Source organism: Actinocrinis sp. (genome assembly GCF_035650855.1).
Taxonomy (GTDB): domain Bacteria; phylum Actinomycetota; class Actinomycetes; order Streptomycetales; family Catenulisporaceae; genus Actinocrinis.
In genome coordinates, this window is sequence record NZ_DASRGV010000008.1 from 1 (window position 1) to 12,928 (window position 12,928).

Genomic DNA, 12,928 nt, shown 5'->3' on the forward strand with positions numbered 1-12,928 from the left:
CCAGCTTCCCGTCCCGGATGTCGCCCTCGATGATCTGGACCGAGCTGTTGTGCGCCGCGCCGTTCTCCAGCGCCCAGGCCAGGTTCTCCCGGCGGCCGCGGGTGAAGTCGTCGAGCACCCGGATCTCCGCGGCGCCCTCCCGCACCAGCAGGTCCACCAGGTTCGAGCCGATCGTGCCCGCGCCGCCGGTCACCAGGACCTTGCCGAGCGCTTCTTGCTGCGTCACGCGATTACTCCCACCCTTTGAGGCCGACCACCGCGCCCTGGAACTCCAGGCTGCGGGAGGCCGCTTCCAACACGTCAAGCACCCGAAGACCCGCGCGGCCGTCGGTCAGCGGCCGGCGTCCGGTGCGGATCGCGGCCGCGTACTCCTCGACCATCGCGCCCAGCGCCTCGCGCTCCACCAGCGCCGGCGCGGTCATGTCGCCGGCCCGGTAGGAGATCTGCATCTCCCGCCGCGCCTCGGCGCCGACCTCGCTGACGTTGGCCAGGTCCACACCCCGGTCGAAGACCGCGACGCGCTGCGCGGGGTTGAGATCGTCCCACACCAGCGTCCGCTTCGAGCCGCCGATGATCGTGGTGCGCACCTTGGTCGGCGAGAGCCAGTTCACGTGCACGTGCGCGATCGCGCCGCCGGTCAGGCGCAGCGTCAGATACGCGACGCAGGCGCGCCCGGCGCCGATCGGGTCCGCGCCGTGCGCCGCGACCGCCTCCAGCTGGACGCCTTCCGGCAGCACCGAGTCCAGGATGGACAGGTCGTGCGGAGCCAGGTCCCACAGCACGTCCACGTCCCGCTGCACCAGGCCCAGGTTGATCCGCACCGAGTCGAAGAAGTGCAGCTCGCCGAGGGAGCCCTCCTGGATCAGCTCCCTGATCTTGGTGACCGCCGGCGTGTAGCAGTAGGTGTGATCGCACATCAGGGTCAGCCCGCGCCGCTCGGCCTCCTCCACCAGTATCTTGCCGTCGGCGTAGGTGGCCGCGAGCGGCTTCTCGATCAGCACGTGCTTTCCGGCCTCGAGCGCCGCGAGCGCGAGCTCCTTGTGCGTGGCCGCCGGGGTGGCGATGGCCACCGCGGTCACGCTCTCGTCCGCCAGCACCTTCGCGTAGTCCGCGGTGGCCTCGACCGTGGAGTAGTTGCCGAGCACCTTGCGCGCCCGGTTGACGTCCAGGTCGCACAGCCAGCGCAGCCGGAACGAGGACGAGGCCTGGAAGTTGCGCACCAGGTTCGGGCCCCAGTAGCCGGCGCCGATCACGGCGACGCCCAGCGGCCGCGCCTCGTCTTGCAGCTTCGGCGGCGTGCCTTGCTCAGTGGAACGGGTCACTTACTTCCCCCCAGAATTGCGAAAACGTACAGATCGTCAGAACGCGCCGGTGCCGCGCACCACCGCCGAGGTCGTGCGCAGCAGGATCTTGGCGTCCAGCTGCGGCGACCAGTTCTCCACGTAGCTCAGGTCCAGGCGCACCGACTCGTCCCAGGAGAGCATCGAGCGGCCGCTGACCTGCCACAGGCCGGTGATCCCGGGCTTGACCGCCAGCCGGTGGCGCACCTCGTCGGTGTACTGCGCCACCTCTTCGGGCAGCGGCGGGCGCGGGCCGACCAGCGACATCTCGCCGCGCAGCACATTGATCAGCTGGGGCAGCTCGTCCAGCGAGCACTTGCGCAGGATCCGGCCCACCCCGGTGATCCGCGGGTCGCGGCGGATCTTGAAGAGCACGCCGTCGCTCTTCTCGTTCAGGTGCTCGAGCTGGTCGCGCAGCTGTTCCGCGTCGGCGACCATCGTGCGGAACTTGAGGCACACGAACTCGGCGCCGTTGAGGCCCACCCGCACCTGGCGGAAGAAGGCGGGTCCCGCACTGGTCAGCCGCACCGTGACGGCGAGCGCCAGCATCAGCGGCGAGAGCAGCAGCAGGGCGGCGGCCGCGATCGCGCGCTCGACCGCCCCCTTGACCGCGCGGATAGGGCCGGACAGGATCGGCGCGCGGATGTGCATCAGCGGCAGGCCGTCGACGGTGTCCACCAGGATCCGCTCGGCGGCGACGCCCACGAGCACCGGCACGATCGCCAGGTCGACGCCCTGCTCGTGCAGCCGCCAGGACAGCTCGCGCAGCGCCGGGCCGTCCACCTCGGGGCAGTTGAGGACCACCACCGCGTCGCACTCCATCGCCGAGGCCGTCTCGACCACCGAGCTGAGGTCGCCCTGGACGTTGATCGCCAGGTTCTCCTCCTCCTCGGGCTCGGTCGGGCCGACCAGGCAGGCGCCGACGATCCGCAGCCAGGGCGCCCGGTTCGGCCGCACCTGCGCGGCGAAGCCGGCCACCGACCTGGCGTGCCCGACCAGCAATACCTTGCGTTGCTCCACATTCAGCCCGGCCCGGGACAAACCCGCCCGAGCCGCCGCGCGGGCGATCGGGGTCAGCGCCGCGGCCAGCGGGATCGCGACGATTATCTGGCGGAACAACGACATGCTGTCCACCAGCAGCGCGCTGGCCGCGAGCCCCGCGGCCAGCAGCCCGGAGGCGCCGAGCACCTTGCGGAAGAGCTCGGGGTCGGTTCCGATCCGCCGCGGGTCGTAGGCGCGCTGCAGCCAGAGGGCCAGCGCCCAGGACGGCGGCATCAGCGCCACCGCCAGCCGCAGCGGAAAAATCTGCAAGTTTGCTGAATCACTGCCGTCGGGGTGCAATGCGTACGCGACCAGCGCCCCCACCAGCGCCGCGACCGCGTCCGCGAAAAGCAGGGCCCGCAAATAGACCCTCGTGCGCTCGTAGCGCCCTGCTCGAACGTCCTGGCTGGTTCTTCGCTCGGACGTCAACACGTTCAGGACCGTCACCGGTCTCCCCCCACACATGCTTCAGCGCGGGCATCCGCCACGCGCAGCCGTCGGAAACACTGCACCAGCAAGCCCTGCCGGTTCCCACCACCTAAACCGAACCTGGGTCTTGAGTTCGGTGACGCCCAACATAGCGTGGCCGAACAGAATTCGTAGGCCCTACCGGAAATTGATCAGAAGTTCACCAGAGCATAGCGGGCGCGCGCAACGACCGGGCACACGCCGGAGCCGACCGGCAGGCGGACAGCGTTTTCCGCCAACGCGTGGACAAGCCATGACGCGCCACTGATACTGCCTTCTGTGATAAGCGTGGTAGTGCCCGCACACAACGAGGCCGCGGTGCTGGGACGACTCCTTTCGGGTCTGGTTGCCGACACTTTGTCGGAGCCGTCTGCGGAGGCCGCGGCCCTGGACATCCTGGTCGTGGCCAACGGTTGTACTGACGAGACGGCAGAAGTCGCCGCAAAACACCCACACGTCCATGTGATCGAGACGCCGGTGCCGAACAAGCATCGCGCCCTGCGTCTCGGTGACGAGCATGCGGCTGGATTTCCACGGCTGTATGTAGATGCTGACGTTGAGTTAACTGTCGGCGACGTATTGTCGCTGGCAGGCGCAGTATCGCAACCGGGTGTTCACGCTGCGGCACCGGCGCGGATCACGCCGCTGGACGGCTGCCCGTGGACGATTCGGTGGTATTACCAGGTGTGGGAGCGGCTGCCCGTGGTGCAGCAAGGACTTTTCGGGCGCGGCGTGATCGCGCTGTCGCAGGAGGGGCACGCCAGGATCGCCGCGCTGCCGGAACTGATGGGTGATGATCTCGCCGCATCGTTGTCGTTCACACCGCAAGAACGCAGCGTGGTCGAGCATGCGCGGGTTGTGGTGTATCCGCCGCGTAAGCTTGGCGATCTGCTGCGGCGGCGGGTGCGCTCGATGACGGTCACCACGCAGGCTGCCACGCAGACACGGCTGCCAGGATCGCGGACGAGCAAGGAAGATCTCAAGACCTTGCTGCGAGAGGCGCCGCTGCGCAACGGGCCGCGGCTGGCGTGGTTCCTGATCGTGACGGCGATCGCCAGGTCGCGGGCCCGGCGGGCAGTCAAGGCCGGGGATTTCACCACCTGGCTTCGGGACGAGAGCAGCCGCGCGGCCGCCGCCGCGACGGCCGTGGAACGGAAGTAGGGGGAGCGGCGCATGCCGGCAATCGCGGTGCTGGTGGTCACCTGGAACAGCGCGAAGGTGATCGACGGTCTGCTCGCTTCGCTGCGGGCGGGCCTCGACGGCCTGGACTGGCACCTGGTCGTCGCGGACAACGACTCCGCCGACGACACCACCGCGCGGATCGAGCGGTGGGCGAACGAGAATTCCGAAGTGCTGTGCCGGATAGTGAACACCGGCGGAAATCTCGGATACGCGGCCGGTATCAACGCGGCGCTCGCGAAATCCGAGAAACACGACGCGGCATTGGTCCTGAACCCGGATATCCGGCTGCACCCGGGCGCGGTCGCGGCTATGTACGAGTTCATCGACAGTGCGCGGCCGGCCGGTGACGGCGCCGGGCCGCGCACCGGCATCGTGGTTCCGCGCATCGTCGACGAGGACGGCCACCTCGCCCACTCGCTGCGCCGCGAGCCGACCCTGCTTCGGGCCCTCGGCGAGGCCACTCTCGGCGCGCGGGCCGGCCGGTTCGCGCCGCTCGGCGAGCTGGTCATGGACGAGGCGGCGTATCAGCGCCCGGCGGTCGTGGACTGGGCCACCGGCGCGATCATGCTCATCTCAGCACACTGCCTCGAGCGGTGCGGGGCCTGGGACGAGTCCTTCTTCCTCTACTCGGAGGAGACCGAATTCGCCTTGCGGGCCAGGGATCTCGGCTTTCTCACCCGGCTCGCGCCGCAGGCGACGGCCACGCATATCGGCGGTGAATCAAAGGTCTCACCCGAGTTGTGGACGCTGCTGATGAGCAACCGGGTGAAACTCTACCGCCGCCGCCACGCGCTGCCGGCTTCGGTCGCGTACTGGGGCGCGGCGATATTGCGCGAGGCACCGCGTGCCGCGCTCGGGCATCCGCGCAGCCGCAGTGCTGTCAGGGCTCTGCTGAAGACGAAAGTCCTGAGCGAATAGCCGGCCGGATCGGCCGCAGTGCCGAATTATTCGCCTCCCGAGCCAATTCCTGCTCCAACCCATTCTCGGCGCCGAATTGGTTGGTAACCGCCTGTCTCGCATAATGGGCACTTGAGCTGCGCATCTAGGCAGTGCTCAAGACGCCTGCTAACTTCTTGAGCATGCCTTCCCAGTCCGCCGGACTCACCTCGCGGCGCTACGTCGACTTTCGGCGTCAGTGCGCTGCGATCTGTTCGCCTCCGCTTTAGGCGGACCGGGGTTTGCGCTCCGGCCCGCCGACCACGTCGGCGTCGCAGCGGCTGTCGGAGGCAGACCATGAATCATCGGACCCCTCGGGACCCCGTCCATCGAAGAGGCGCGAGCGCGGGCTCGGTGCTGCGCGCGGTCCTCGAACACGGCCCGGTCCCGCGCAGCACCATCGCGCGGCTGACCGGCCTTTCCCCCGCCTCGGTCAGCGGGCACACCGCGGAACTCGCGGAACAGAGCTTCATCCGGGAAATGTCCGAGACCACGCGCGCGAAGGCGGTCGGCCGCCCGCACGTGCCCGTCGACCTCGACCTGTCCGGATACGTAGTCGCGTCCGTGCACATCGCCGTGCCGCACACGACGATCGCGTTGCTCGATCTGCGCGGCCGCGTGCTTGTACGGCATCAGGAGCCGCACCTTCAGCCCGAGCCGCTGGCCGTGGTCTCCCGGGCGAGCGAGATCCTGGCGCGGCTCCTCGCCGAGCACGCCGCCGGAAGAACGCCGCTCGGCCTCGGCGTCGCCACCGGCGGCTGGATCGATCGCGAGGCCGGGGTTCTGGTGGAGCACCCGCTGCTCGGCTGGCAGGACGTTGCGCTGCGTGACCAGTTCGCCGAACGCACCGGGCTGCTGGCCGAGGCGGACGGGCATTCACGCGCACTGCTGCTGGCCGAGCGGCTGTTCGGCAGCGCGCGCGGTCGCAGCAGCGTGATGCACCTGTTCATCGGGAACGTCGTGGACGCGGCGTTCGCGGCGGGGGAGTCGGTGCACTACGGCCCGCGCTCGCAAGCCGGCGCGATAGCCCATCTGCCGTTGGCGGGCAACACCGAACCCTGCTTCTGCGGCCGCACCGGCTGCCTCCAGGCGGCGGTTTCCGAGCAGTCGCTCGCCCGCCGCGCCTTCGCCGAGGGCATCATCACAGAGCCCGAATTCCCGCTGCTGCTGGAGACCGCACGATACGGCGATCCCAGCGCGCTGCGGCTGTTCACCGAGCGAGCCCGGCACATCGGCCGCGCGACGGCGATGCTCACCGACGTGTTCGGTCCCGAGCTCGTCGTGATCGTCGAGCCCGGAGTCATGTTCCTCCCTGGCACCCTCAGCGCCCTACACGAGGAAATGCGCGCACACGCCTGGTCGCCCCCGCCCGACGTCACCCGCGCGGTCGTGCCCACCGGATTCGAGCCTGACTCCATCCTCGCCATCGCGGGCGGTGCGGTGATCCTCGACGCCCTCTACCGCGATCCGCTCAGGCTCCTGGCAGAACACGAACGTGCCTATTCCGCCTCTCAGCGCTGTATACACATCTAACCCTGACTTATCCCGACCTGCTCTGACTTATTTCAAGAGAGCCGAATGTTGACAGGTTTGTCCCAGGGTAGCGAGCATGGTGGTGTGAGCAGCATGACGAGGATCTCGCCGGTCAGCCGGGCGCCGCAGCGCCCCGGCTACCCGACCGCCGTGCCCTCGTGCCCGCTCCCTCCTCGGGAACCCGGCCTGACCAAGCGCCGCGTTATCGACCTGATGCGCGTCGGCCGCACTTTCTGTTGCCGCTGACCCGCTTCCGCGCGGCCTGATCCATCCCCGGCCGCGCTCCTTCGCCGTATTCATCACCCGACCGACGTTCGGGACAGCCACGCCTGCGTCCGCCGCCACGCGGCGCGACCCGGCGCCTCTCTGCTGCATTCCCCCCGCCTCCATAAGGACCCTTCCTTGTCTGCGACCCGACCTTCTGGGATCCGACCACTCACGCCCGGGCCGAGCGCGATGCACCGCCGCTCCTTCCTCCAGGCGCTGCTGGGAACCGGCGCCGCGCTCGGCCTCAGCTCCTGCGCGGTGGCGGCCGCCGAGGGAACGCCGCTGGCCACCGACTCCCCGCTCGCCTCCGCCGTGCCGAGCGGAACCAGCCTCAGCATCGCCTCCTACACCGGCCTGCAGCAGCTTCAGCTCAAGCTCGCCGGATTGCTGGACCACCTGCCGTTCACCGTCTCCGCGTGGCCGAGCATCGGCGCCGGACCCGACGTGATCAACGCGTTCCGCGCCCGATCGCTGGAACTGGCCAACAACGCCGGCATCCCGCCGATCCAGTCGCACTACCAGGGATTCGACGCGCGCATCGTCGCCGTCGACCTCACCCGCAAGCCCGCCTACATCTTCGCCACCAAGCCGGGAAGCGACATCCGCGCCGTGGCCGAATTCCGCGGCAAGCGCCTCGCCTTCTCGCAGGGCCAGGCGCAGGGCGTGGTCCTGCTGCGCGCGCTGAAGGAAGCCGGGCTCAAGTACGGCGACGTGACGCTGGTGAACCTGACCAGCAACCAGTTCCTCACCGCGCTGCAGGCCGGGCAGGTCGACATCGCGCCGCTCGCGATCTCGCAGGTGCCCGCGTACCTGAGCCGGTACGCCGCCGACGGCGCGCGGACCATCTCGACCGACGTCGTCGACCTTCTCAACATCCTGTGGGCGCCCGCCTCCGTGCTCGCCGACAAGGGCAAGGCCGCGGCGATCGCCGCCTACATCCCGCTGTGGGCCAAGGGCCTGGTCTGGGCGTGGGAGAACCCTGGCACCTGGGCGGAGGACTACTACGTCAAGACCCAGAACATCACCCTGGCGCAGGCCAAGGGGATCCTCGCGCTGACCAGCAAGCCGCTGTTGCCGCCGAGCTGGGACGAGGCCATCGCCTGGGAGCAGGAGACCATCGACCTGCTCGCTGAGGGCGGCTTCGTCAAGTCCTTCAAGGCGGACACGCTCTTCGACCGCCGCTTCGAGCACCTCGCGTCCGACGCCGTCGCCGCCCAGTACCGGAGCTGATCCCGTGACCGAACTCGTCTCATCGCGGCTTGCCGTTCCGGCCACAGACCCCGCGTCCCCCGCGCCCTCGGCCGGCGCCGCCGCCGTCGACTCACCCCCGGCCCCGCCGCGCGACACCGCCCCGCCGCGCGAAAACCCCGCACCCCGCACCCTGCGCCGCCTCGCCCCCGGCCGGCGCCTGCCGTACGCCCGCCTGCTCGGCCCGCTGCTGCTGCTTGCCGTCTGGTCGGTCGCGAGCGCCGCCGGATTCCTCGACCCGCGCGTGCTCCCCGCGCCGTGGACCGTGCTGCACACCGGCGCGGACCGCTGGCTGCACGGCACCTTGCGCGCCGACACCGCGGACTCGCTCTGGCGCGCGGCTCAGGGCTTTGCGATCGGCCTCGCGGTCGGCGTGACCCTGGCGCTGGTCGCCGGTTTGAGCCGGATCGGCGAGGCGGTGATCGACGGCACCGTCCAGATCAACCGCTCGGTGCCGACCCTCGGCCTGATCCCGCTGTTCATCCTGTGGCTCGGCATCGGCGAGACCTTCAAGGTGGCGATCATCGCGATCGTCGTCTACATCCCGATCTACCTGAACCTGCACGCGGCGCTCAGCGGCATCGACCACCGCTTCGTGGAGCTGGCCGAGGTGCTCGGGCTCAGCCGCTGGCAGTTCATCCGGCAGATCGTCATCCCCGGCGCGCTGCCCGGCTTCTTCGTCGGGCTGCGGCTCGGCGTCACCGGGTCCTGGCTCTCCCTCGTCGTACTCGAGCAGATCAACGCCACCAGCGGCCTCGGCTACATGATGTTCCAGGCCCAGAACTACGGACAGACCGACGTCATCGTGCTCGGCCTCTTGATATACGGGTTCTTCGGATTCGTCTCGGACGGCATCGTCCGCCTCATCGAACGGAGGGTGCTGACATGGCGGCGCTCGCTGAGCAGCTGAGCCCTGCGGAACTGGACTGGCCCGCCGTCCACCTCGCCGCGCTGACCCGGTCCTTCGGCGACCGGACCATCCTCGACCGCCTCGACCTGGACATCCCGGCCGGACAGTTCGTCGCGCTGCTCGGCCACAGCGGCTCGGGCAAGAGCACGCTGCTTCGGGCCATCGCGGGGCTCGACCACGACGTGACCGGCTCCGGGGAGATCCGCGCGCCGCAGCGGATCTCGGTGGCCTTCCAGGATTCCCGGCTGCTGCCGTGGCGCCGGGTGCTGGAGAACGTCGTGCTCGGCACGCCGATCCGCGGCCAGGAGGCGGCGCAACGCGGACGCGCCGCGCTCACCGAGGTGGGTCTGTCAGGACGCGAACGCGCCTGGCCGCGGGAACTGTCCGGCGGCGAGGCCCAGCGCGCGGCCCTGGCCCGCTCCCTGGTCTGGGAACCGGAACTGCTGCTGGCCGACGAGCCGTTCGGCGCCCTCGACGCGCTGACCCGGATCAAGATGCACACCCTGCTGCGCGAGCTGTGGGAGCGGCACCGGCCGTCAGTGCTCTTGGTCACCCACGACGTGGACGAGGCCATCGTGCTCGCCGACCGGGTCCTCGTCCTCGACCACGGCCGGCTGAGCGTGGACCTCACCATCGACCTGCCGCATCCGCGCACATACCGCGACCCGCGCGTAGCCGAGTACCGCGAGCAGCTGCTCGTCGCCCTCGGCGTGAAGGAGGACTAGCAGTGCCCGAAAACCCGTCCCGCACCCTCCACCTCAACGCCTTCTTGATGAGCACCGGACATCACGAGGCGTCGTGGCGGCTGCCGCAGAGCGATCCGCGCGCCAACGTGGACATCGAGCACTACAAAAGGCTGGCCCGGATCGCCGAGCGCGGCACGTTCGACTCGCTGTTCCTCGCCGACGGCCCGGTGCTGTTCGAGGATGTGGCGCAACGGCCCGCCGGCGTGATCGAGCCGCTGACCCTGCTCACCGTGCTGGCGACCGCCACCGAGCACATCGGCCTGATCGCCACCGCGTCAACGTCCTACAACTCCCCGTACAACCTGGCCCGCAGGTTCGCCTCGCTGGACCACGTCAGCGCGGGCCGGGCCGGCTGGAACATCGTGACCACCGCCGGAGCCGCCGCGGCGCGCAACTTCGGGCTCGACGACGCGCCGGCCCACGCCGAGCGCTACGAGCGCGCCGCGGAGTTCCTGGACGTAGCGCTCAAGCTGTGGGACAGCTGGGAGGACGAGGTCTTCGTCGGCGACAAGGAAGCCGGCATCTGGGGCGACAACGACAAGATCCACCCGCCCCGGCACCGCGGCCGGTTCTTCTCGGTGGAGGGCGCGCTGAACGTGCCGCGTCCGCCGCAGGGCTATCCGCTGCTGGTACAGGCCGGTTCGTCCGAGGACGGAAAGGACTTCGCGGCCCGCTACGCCGAAGCGGTGTTCACCGCGCAGCAGACCCTTGCCGACGCGCAGTCCTTCTACGCCGATCTCAAGGCGCGCACCGGCGCGCTCGGCCGCGACCCGGACGGAATCAAGGTGCTGCCGGGCATCGTCCCCGTCATCGCGGACACCGAGGCCGAGGCGCTCCGGCGCGAGCGGGAACTCGACGACCTGATCGTGCCCTGGCACGCCCAGCGCCGCCTCGCCGAGCTGCTCCAGGTCCCGATCGAACAGCTCGCCCTCGACGGGCAGCTTCCCGACGACCTTCCGCCCGAGACGCAGATCCAGGGAGCGCAGAGCCGCTACGCGCTGATCGTGGACCTGGCCCGCCGGGAACGGCTGACGGTGCGCCAGCTGATCGGCAGGCTCGGCGGCGGCCGCGGTCACCGCACCTTCACCGGCACGCCCGAACAGGTCGCCGACGCGATCCAGTCCTGGTTCGAAGGCGGCGCGGCCGACGGATTCAACATCATGCCCGCGGCCCTGCCGTCAGGCCTCGAATTGTTCGTCGAGCACGTCGTCCCCGTTCTTCGCGCCCGCGGCCTGTTCCGCAGCGAATACGTGCCCGGACAGACCCTGCGCGAACGCTACGGCCTGCCGCGCCCCGCCAACCAGCACCTCGTATCCCGCGACCCTTCCGTCACCGCAGCCAGCACCCCTGCCACCGCCCCGACCCCCTCCCTCGTCCCCGCCTGACCTCTCCCGAACGGACCGACCATGACCGTCACCCTTTCCGCCCCGGCCACCTCCACCGCCTTCGACGTCCAGAAGGTCACCGCCCGGATCGGCGCTCAGATCTCAGGACTCGACCTTTCCCGGCCCCTCGACGCCGATACCGTCGCCGCGATCCGCGCCGCGCTCAACGAACACAAGGCGCTGGTCTTCACCGGCGTCGACCTCGACGACGAGGGCCAGCAGCGCTTCGCCCGGCAGTTCGGCGAGCTGACCACGGCGCATCCGACCGTGCCCGCCGTCGAAGGAGCGCCGAACGTGCTGCCGGTGGACAGCGAGAAGGGCGTCGCGAACCACTGGCACACCGACGTGACCTTCGTGCTCAACCCGCCCCAGGTCAGCACCCTGCGAAGCATCGTGGTGCCGCCCTACGGCGGTGAGACGCTGATCGCGAACGCGGCGGCGGCGTACCGCGACCTGCCCGAACCGCTGCGCCATTTCGCCGACACGCTCTGGGCCGTGCACACCAACGACTACGACTACGCGGTCCCGCAGGAATCCCTGGACGAGGAGGCCCGCCAGCGTCGCGAGGTGTTCACCTCGATCAAGTACCAGACCGTGCACCCGGTCGTGCGCGTCCACCCGCTGACCGGCGAGCGCGGCCTCTTCATCGGCGGCTTCGCGCAGCGGATCGTGGGCCTGTCCGCGGGCGAGTCGCGCAAGATCCTCGACCTGCTGCAGTCCTACGTCACGCGCCCGGAGAACATCCTGCGCTGGCGCTGGTCGCCGAACCAGCTGGTGCTCTTCGACAACCGCATCACCCAGCACTACGCGGTGGACAACTACGACGGCCTGCCGCGCCGCCTCAACCGGGTGACGGTCGCCGGCGACATCCCGGTCGGCATCGAAGGCGGGCCGAGCTACTCGATCAAGGGCGACGCGTCGCACTACTCGTCTGTCGCCGAGCTCGCGGCAACGCAACGCCAGTAGCCGGCTAACCCTCCGCCGCAGGCACGGCACTCGTCCGCGACGCCGCAGCCCCCGCCTTCATCTCCTCCACCAACCCCGCAGTCTCCAGCGGGTTGCCGTAGTCGCGTGACCAGACGATCAGCCCGTCGCGAACGCGGATGACCATGACATAGGTCAGCGAGAACGGCTTCCCGCTGGAAGCGAGGTGCCCATGGATCCGGTACTCGGCGATGACCACCTCCGGGTCGGCCGTCTCGTGCAGGGTGACGTCGGAGACCGAGTCGAACGTGAAGAGCGAGGCTGCGGCGTTCATGCGGGCGCGCACGGTCTCCCGGCCGTTGGTCACCGCCGGTATGCCGTCCGGGGCGAACGGGATCTCGATGACGACGTCGGGCGCGTACAGGTCGGCGATCTGATCGCGCGTCCCCGACACGGTGGTACGCAGCAGCAGCTCAACGGTCTCGCGGGCGCTGCGGACGGACCCGGTTTCGGGCATGGCTCACTCCTCGGTACGCTGGAAGAAGAACAAGCGGAACGATCGCCCCGTTTCACCGGACTATACGGAACGAGCGCCCCGCTTGTCTACGCGTAGTCGAGGAAGGGCTGCACCATGACCGTCGAGTCCCGTCCGCTGCGCGCGGACGCCCGCCGCAACAGGGCGCGTGTGCTCGAGGCGGCGCGCGAGGCGTTCGCAGCGGAGGGCCTCGCCGTGCCGCTCGACGAGATCGCGCGCAGGGCGGGCGTCGGCGCGGGCACGGTGTACCGGCACTTTCCGACGAAGGAGGCGCTGTTCGAGGCGGTGATCGTCGACCGCCTCGACTTCCTGGTCGCGCAGGCGCAAACGGCGCTGGACGCGTCGCCGGCGAAGGCAGGCGAAGCGTTCTTCGAGTTCTTGGACGTGATGCTCGCGGACGCCGGTTCGAAGAA

General features: G+C 69.8%; 13 protein-coding genes. 9 read left to right on the plus strand and 4 right to left on the minus strand.

Annotated features, from left to right (window positions below):
* The 3 genes from VFB40_RS00765 to VFB40_RS00775 all read right to left on the minus strand — a co-directional run.
* On the minus strand, positions 1-226 hold a 226-nt coding region (locus VFB40_RS00765; RefSeq protein ID WP_324847282.1), incomplete at its 3' end, for a GDP-mannose 4,6-dehydratase.
* Between the two features lie 4 nt (positions 227-230).
* A complete protein-coding gene (locus VFB40_RS00770) occupies positions 231-1,322 on the minus strand; it encodes a Gfo/Idh/MocA family protein (RefSeq protein WP_324847283.1) in 1,092 nt (363 codons plus the stop codon).
* A gap of 36 nt (positions 1,323-1,358) precedes the next feature.
* Positions 1,359-2,813, minus strand: coding sequence for a sugar transferase (locus tag VFB40_RS00775; protein ID WP_324847284.1), 1,455 nt, complete (start codon positions 2,811-2,813; stop codon positions 1,359-1,361).
* Positions 2,814-3,143: 330 nt separating this feature from the next.
* Between VFB40_RS00775 and VFB40_RS00780 the strand changes: the two genes are divergently transcribed.
* The 8 genes from VFB40_RS00780 to VFB40_RS00815 all read left to right on the plus strand — a co-directional run bounded on the left by VFB40_RS00780 (position 3,144) and on the right by VFB40_RS00815 (position 12,022).
* Positions 3,144-4,010, plus strand: a complete 867-nt coding sequence (locus VFB40_RS00780; RefSeq protein WP_324847285.1) for a glycosyltransferase family 2 protein — start codon at positions 3,144-3,146, stop codon at positions 4,008-4,010.
* A gap of 12 nt (positions 4,011-4,022) precedes the next feature.
* Positions 4,023-4,949, plus strand: coding sequence for a glycosyltransferase family 2 protein (locus VFB40_RS00785; RefSeq protein WP_324847286.1), 927 nt, complete (start codon positions 4,023-4,025; stop codon positions 4,947-4,949).
* 315 nt (positions 4,950-5,264) lie between these two features.
* Positions 5,265-6,500, plus strand: coding sequence for an ROK family protein (locus tag VFB40_RS00790; RefSeq protein WP_324847287.1), 1,236 nt, complete (start codon positions 5,265-5,267; stop codon positions 6,498-6,500).
* A 456-nt stretch (positions 6,501-6,956) separates the two neighbouring features.
* Positions 6,957-7,997 carry an ABC transporter substrate-binding protein gene (locus VFB40_RS00795; RefSeq protein ID WP_349261288.1) on the plus strand — a complete coding sequence of 347 codons (1,041 nt, stop codon included), beginning with the start codon at positions 6,957-6,959 and terminating at the stop codon, positions 7,995-7,997.
* A gap of 4 nt (positions 7,998-8,001) precedes the next feature.
* A complete protein-coding gene (locus tag VFB40_RS00800; protein WP_324847289.1) occupies positions 8,002-8,925 on the plus strand; it encodes an ABC transporter permease in 924 nt (307 codons plus the stop codon).
* Entirely contained in the window at positions 8,901-9,650 is a 750-nt protein-coding gene (locus VFB40_RS00805; protein ID WP_324847290.1) for an ABC transporter ATP-binding protein, read from the plus strand. Before VFB40_RS00800 ends, VFB40_RS00805 begins: the two co-directional genes overlap by 25 nt.
* 2 nt (positions 9,651-9,652) lie before the next feature.
* On the plus strand, positions 9,653-11,056 hold the full coding sequence (locus VFB40_RS00810; RefSeq protein ID WP_324847291.1) for an LLM class flavin-dependent oxidoreductase: 1,404 nt from the start codon (positions 9,653-9,655) through the stop codon (positions 11,054-11,056).
* Between the two features lie 21 nt (positions 11,057-11,077).
* A complete protein-coding gene (locus VFB40_RS00815; RefSeq protein WP_324847292.1) occupies positions 11,078-12,022 on the plus strand; it encodes a TauD/TfdA dioxygenase family protein in 945 nt (314 codons plus the stop codon).
* A gap of 4 nt (positions 12,023-12,026) precedes the next feature.
* Here VFB40_RS00815 and VFB40_RS00820 read toward each other — a convergent pair whose 3' ends face one another.
* Positions 12,027-12,497 (minus strand): nuclear transport factor 2 family protein, encoded by a 471-nt coding sequence (locus tag VFB40_RS00820; RefSeq protein ID WP_324847293.1) that lies wholly within the window; start codon positions 12,495-12,497, stop codon positions 12,027-12,029.
* Between the two features lie 114 nt (positions 12,498-12,611).
* On the opposite strand from VFB40_RS00820, the gene VFB40_RS00825 reads away from it, so the two are divergent.
* A partial coding sequence (locus VFB40_RS00825) for a TetR/AcrR family transcriptional regulator (protein ID WP_324847294.1) occupies positions 12,612-12,928 on the plus strand: 317 nt, incomplete at its 3' end.

Bases quoted from the DNA above. Each gene is read 5' to 3' on its own strand.
- VFB40_RS00815 (WP_324847292.1), top strand. From the start codon at position 11,078: ATGACCGTCACCCTTTCCGCCCCGGCCACCTCCACCGCCTTCGACGTC.
- VFB40_RS00805 (WP_324847290.1), top strand. From the start codon at position 8,901: ATGGCGGCGCTCGCTGAGCAGCTGAGCCCTGCGGAACTGGACTGGCCC.
- VFB40_RS00795 (WP_349261288.1), top strand. From the start codon at position 6,957: ATGCACCGCCGCTCCTTCCTCCAGGCGCTGCTGGGAACCGGCGCCGCG.
- VFB40_RS00820 (WP_324847293.1), bottom strand. From the start codon at position 12,497: ATGCCCGAAACCGGGTCCGTCCGCAGCGCCCGCGAGACCGTTGAGCTG.
- VFB40_RS00785 (WP_324847286.1), top strand. From the start codon at position 4,023: ATGCCGGCAATCGCGGTGCTGGTGGTCACCTGGAACAGCGCGAAGGTG.
- VFB40_RS00790 (WP_324847287.1), top strand. From the start codon at position 5,265: ATGAATCATCGGACCCCTCGGGACCCCGTCCATCGAAGAGGCGCGAGC.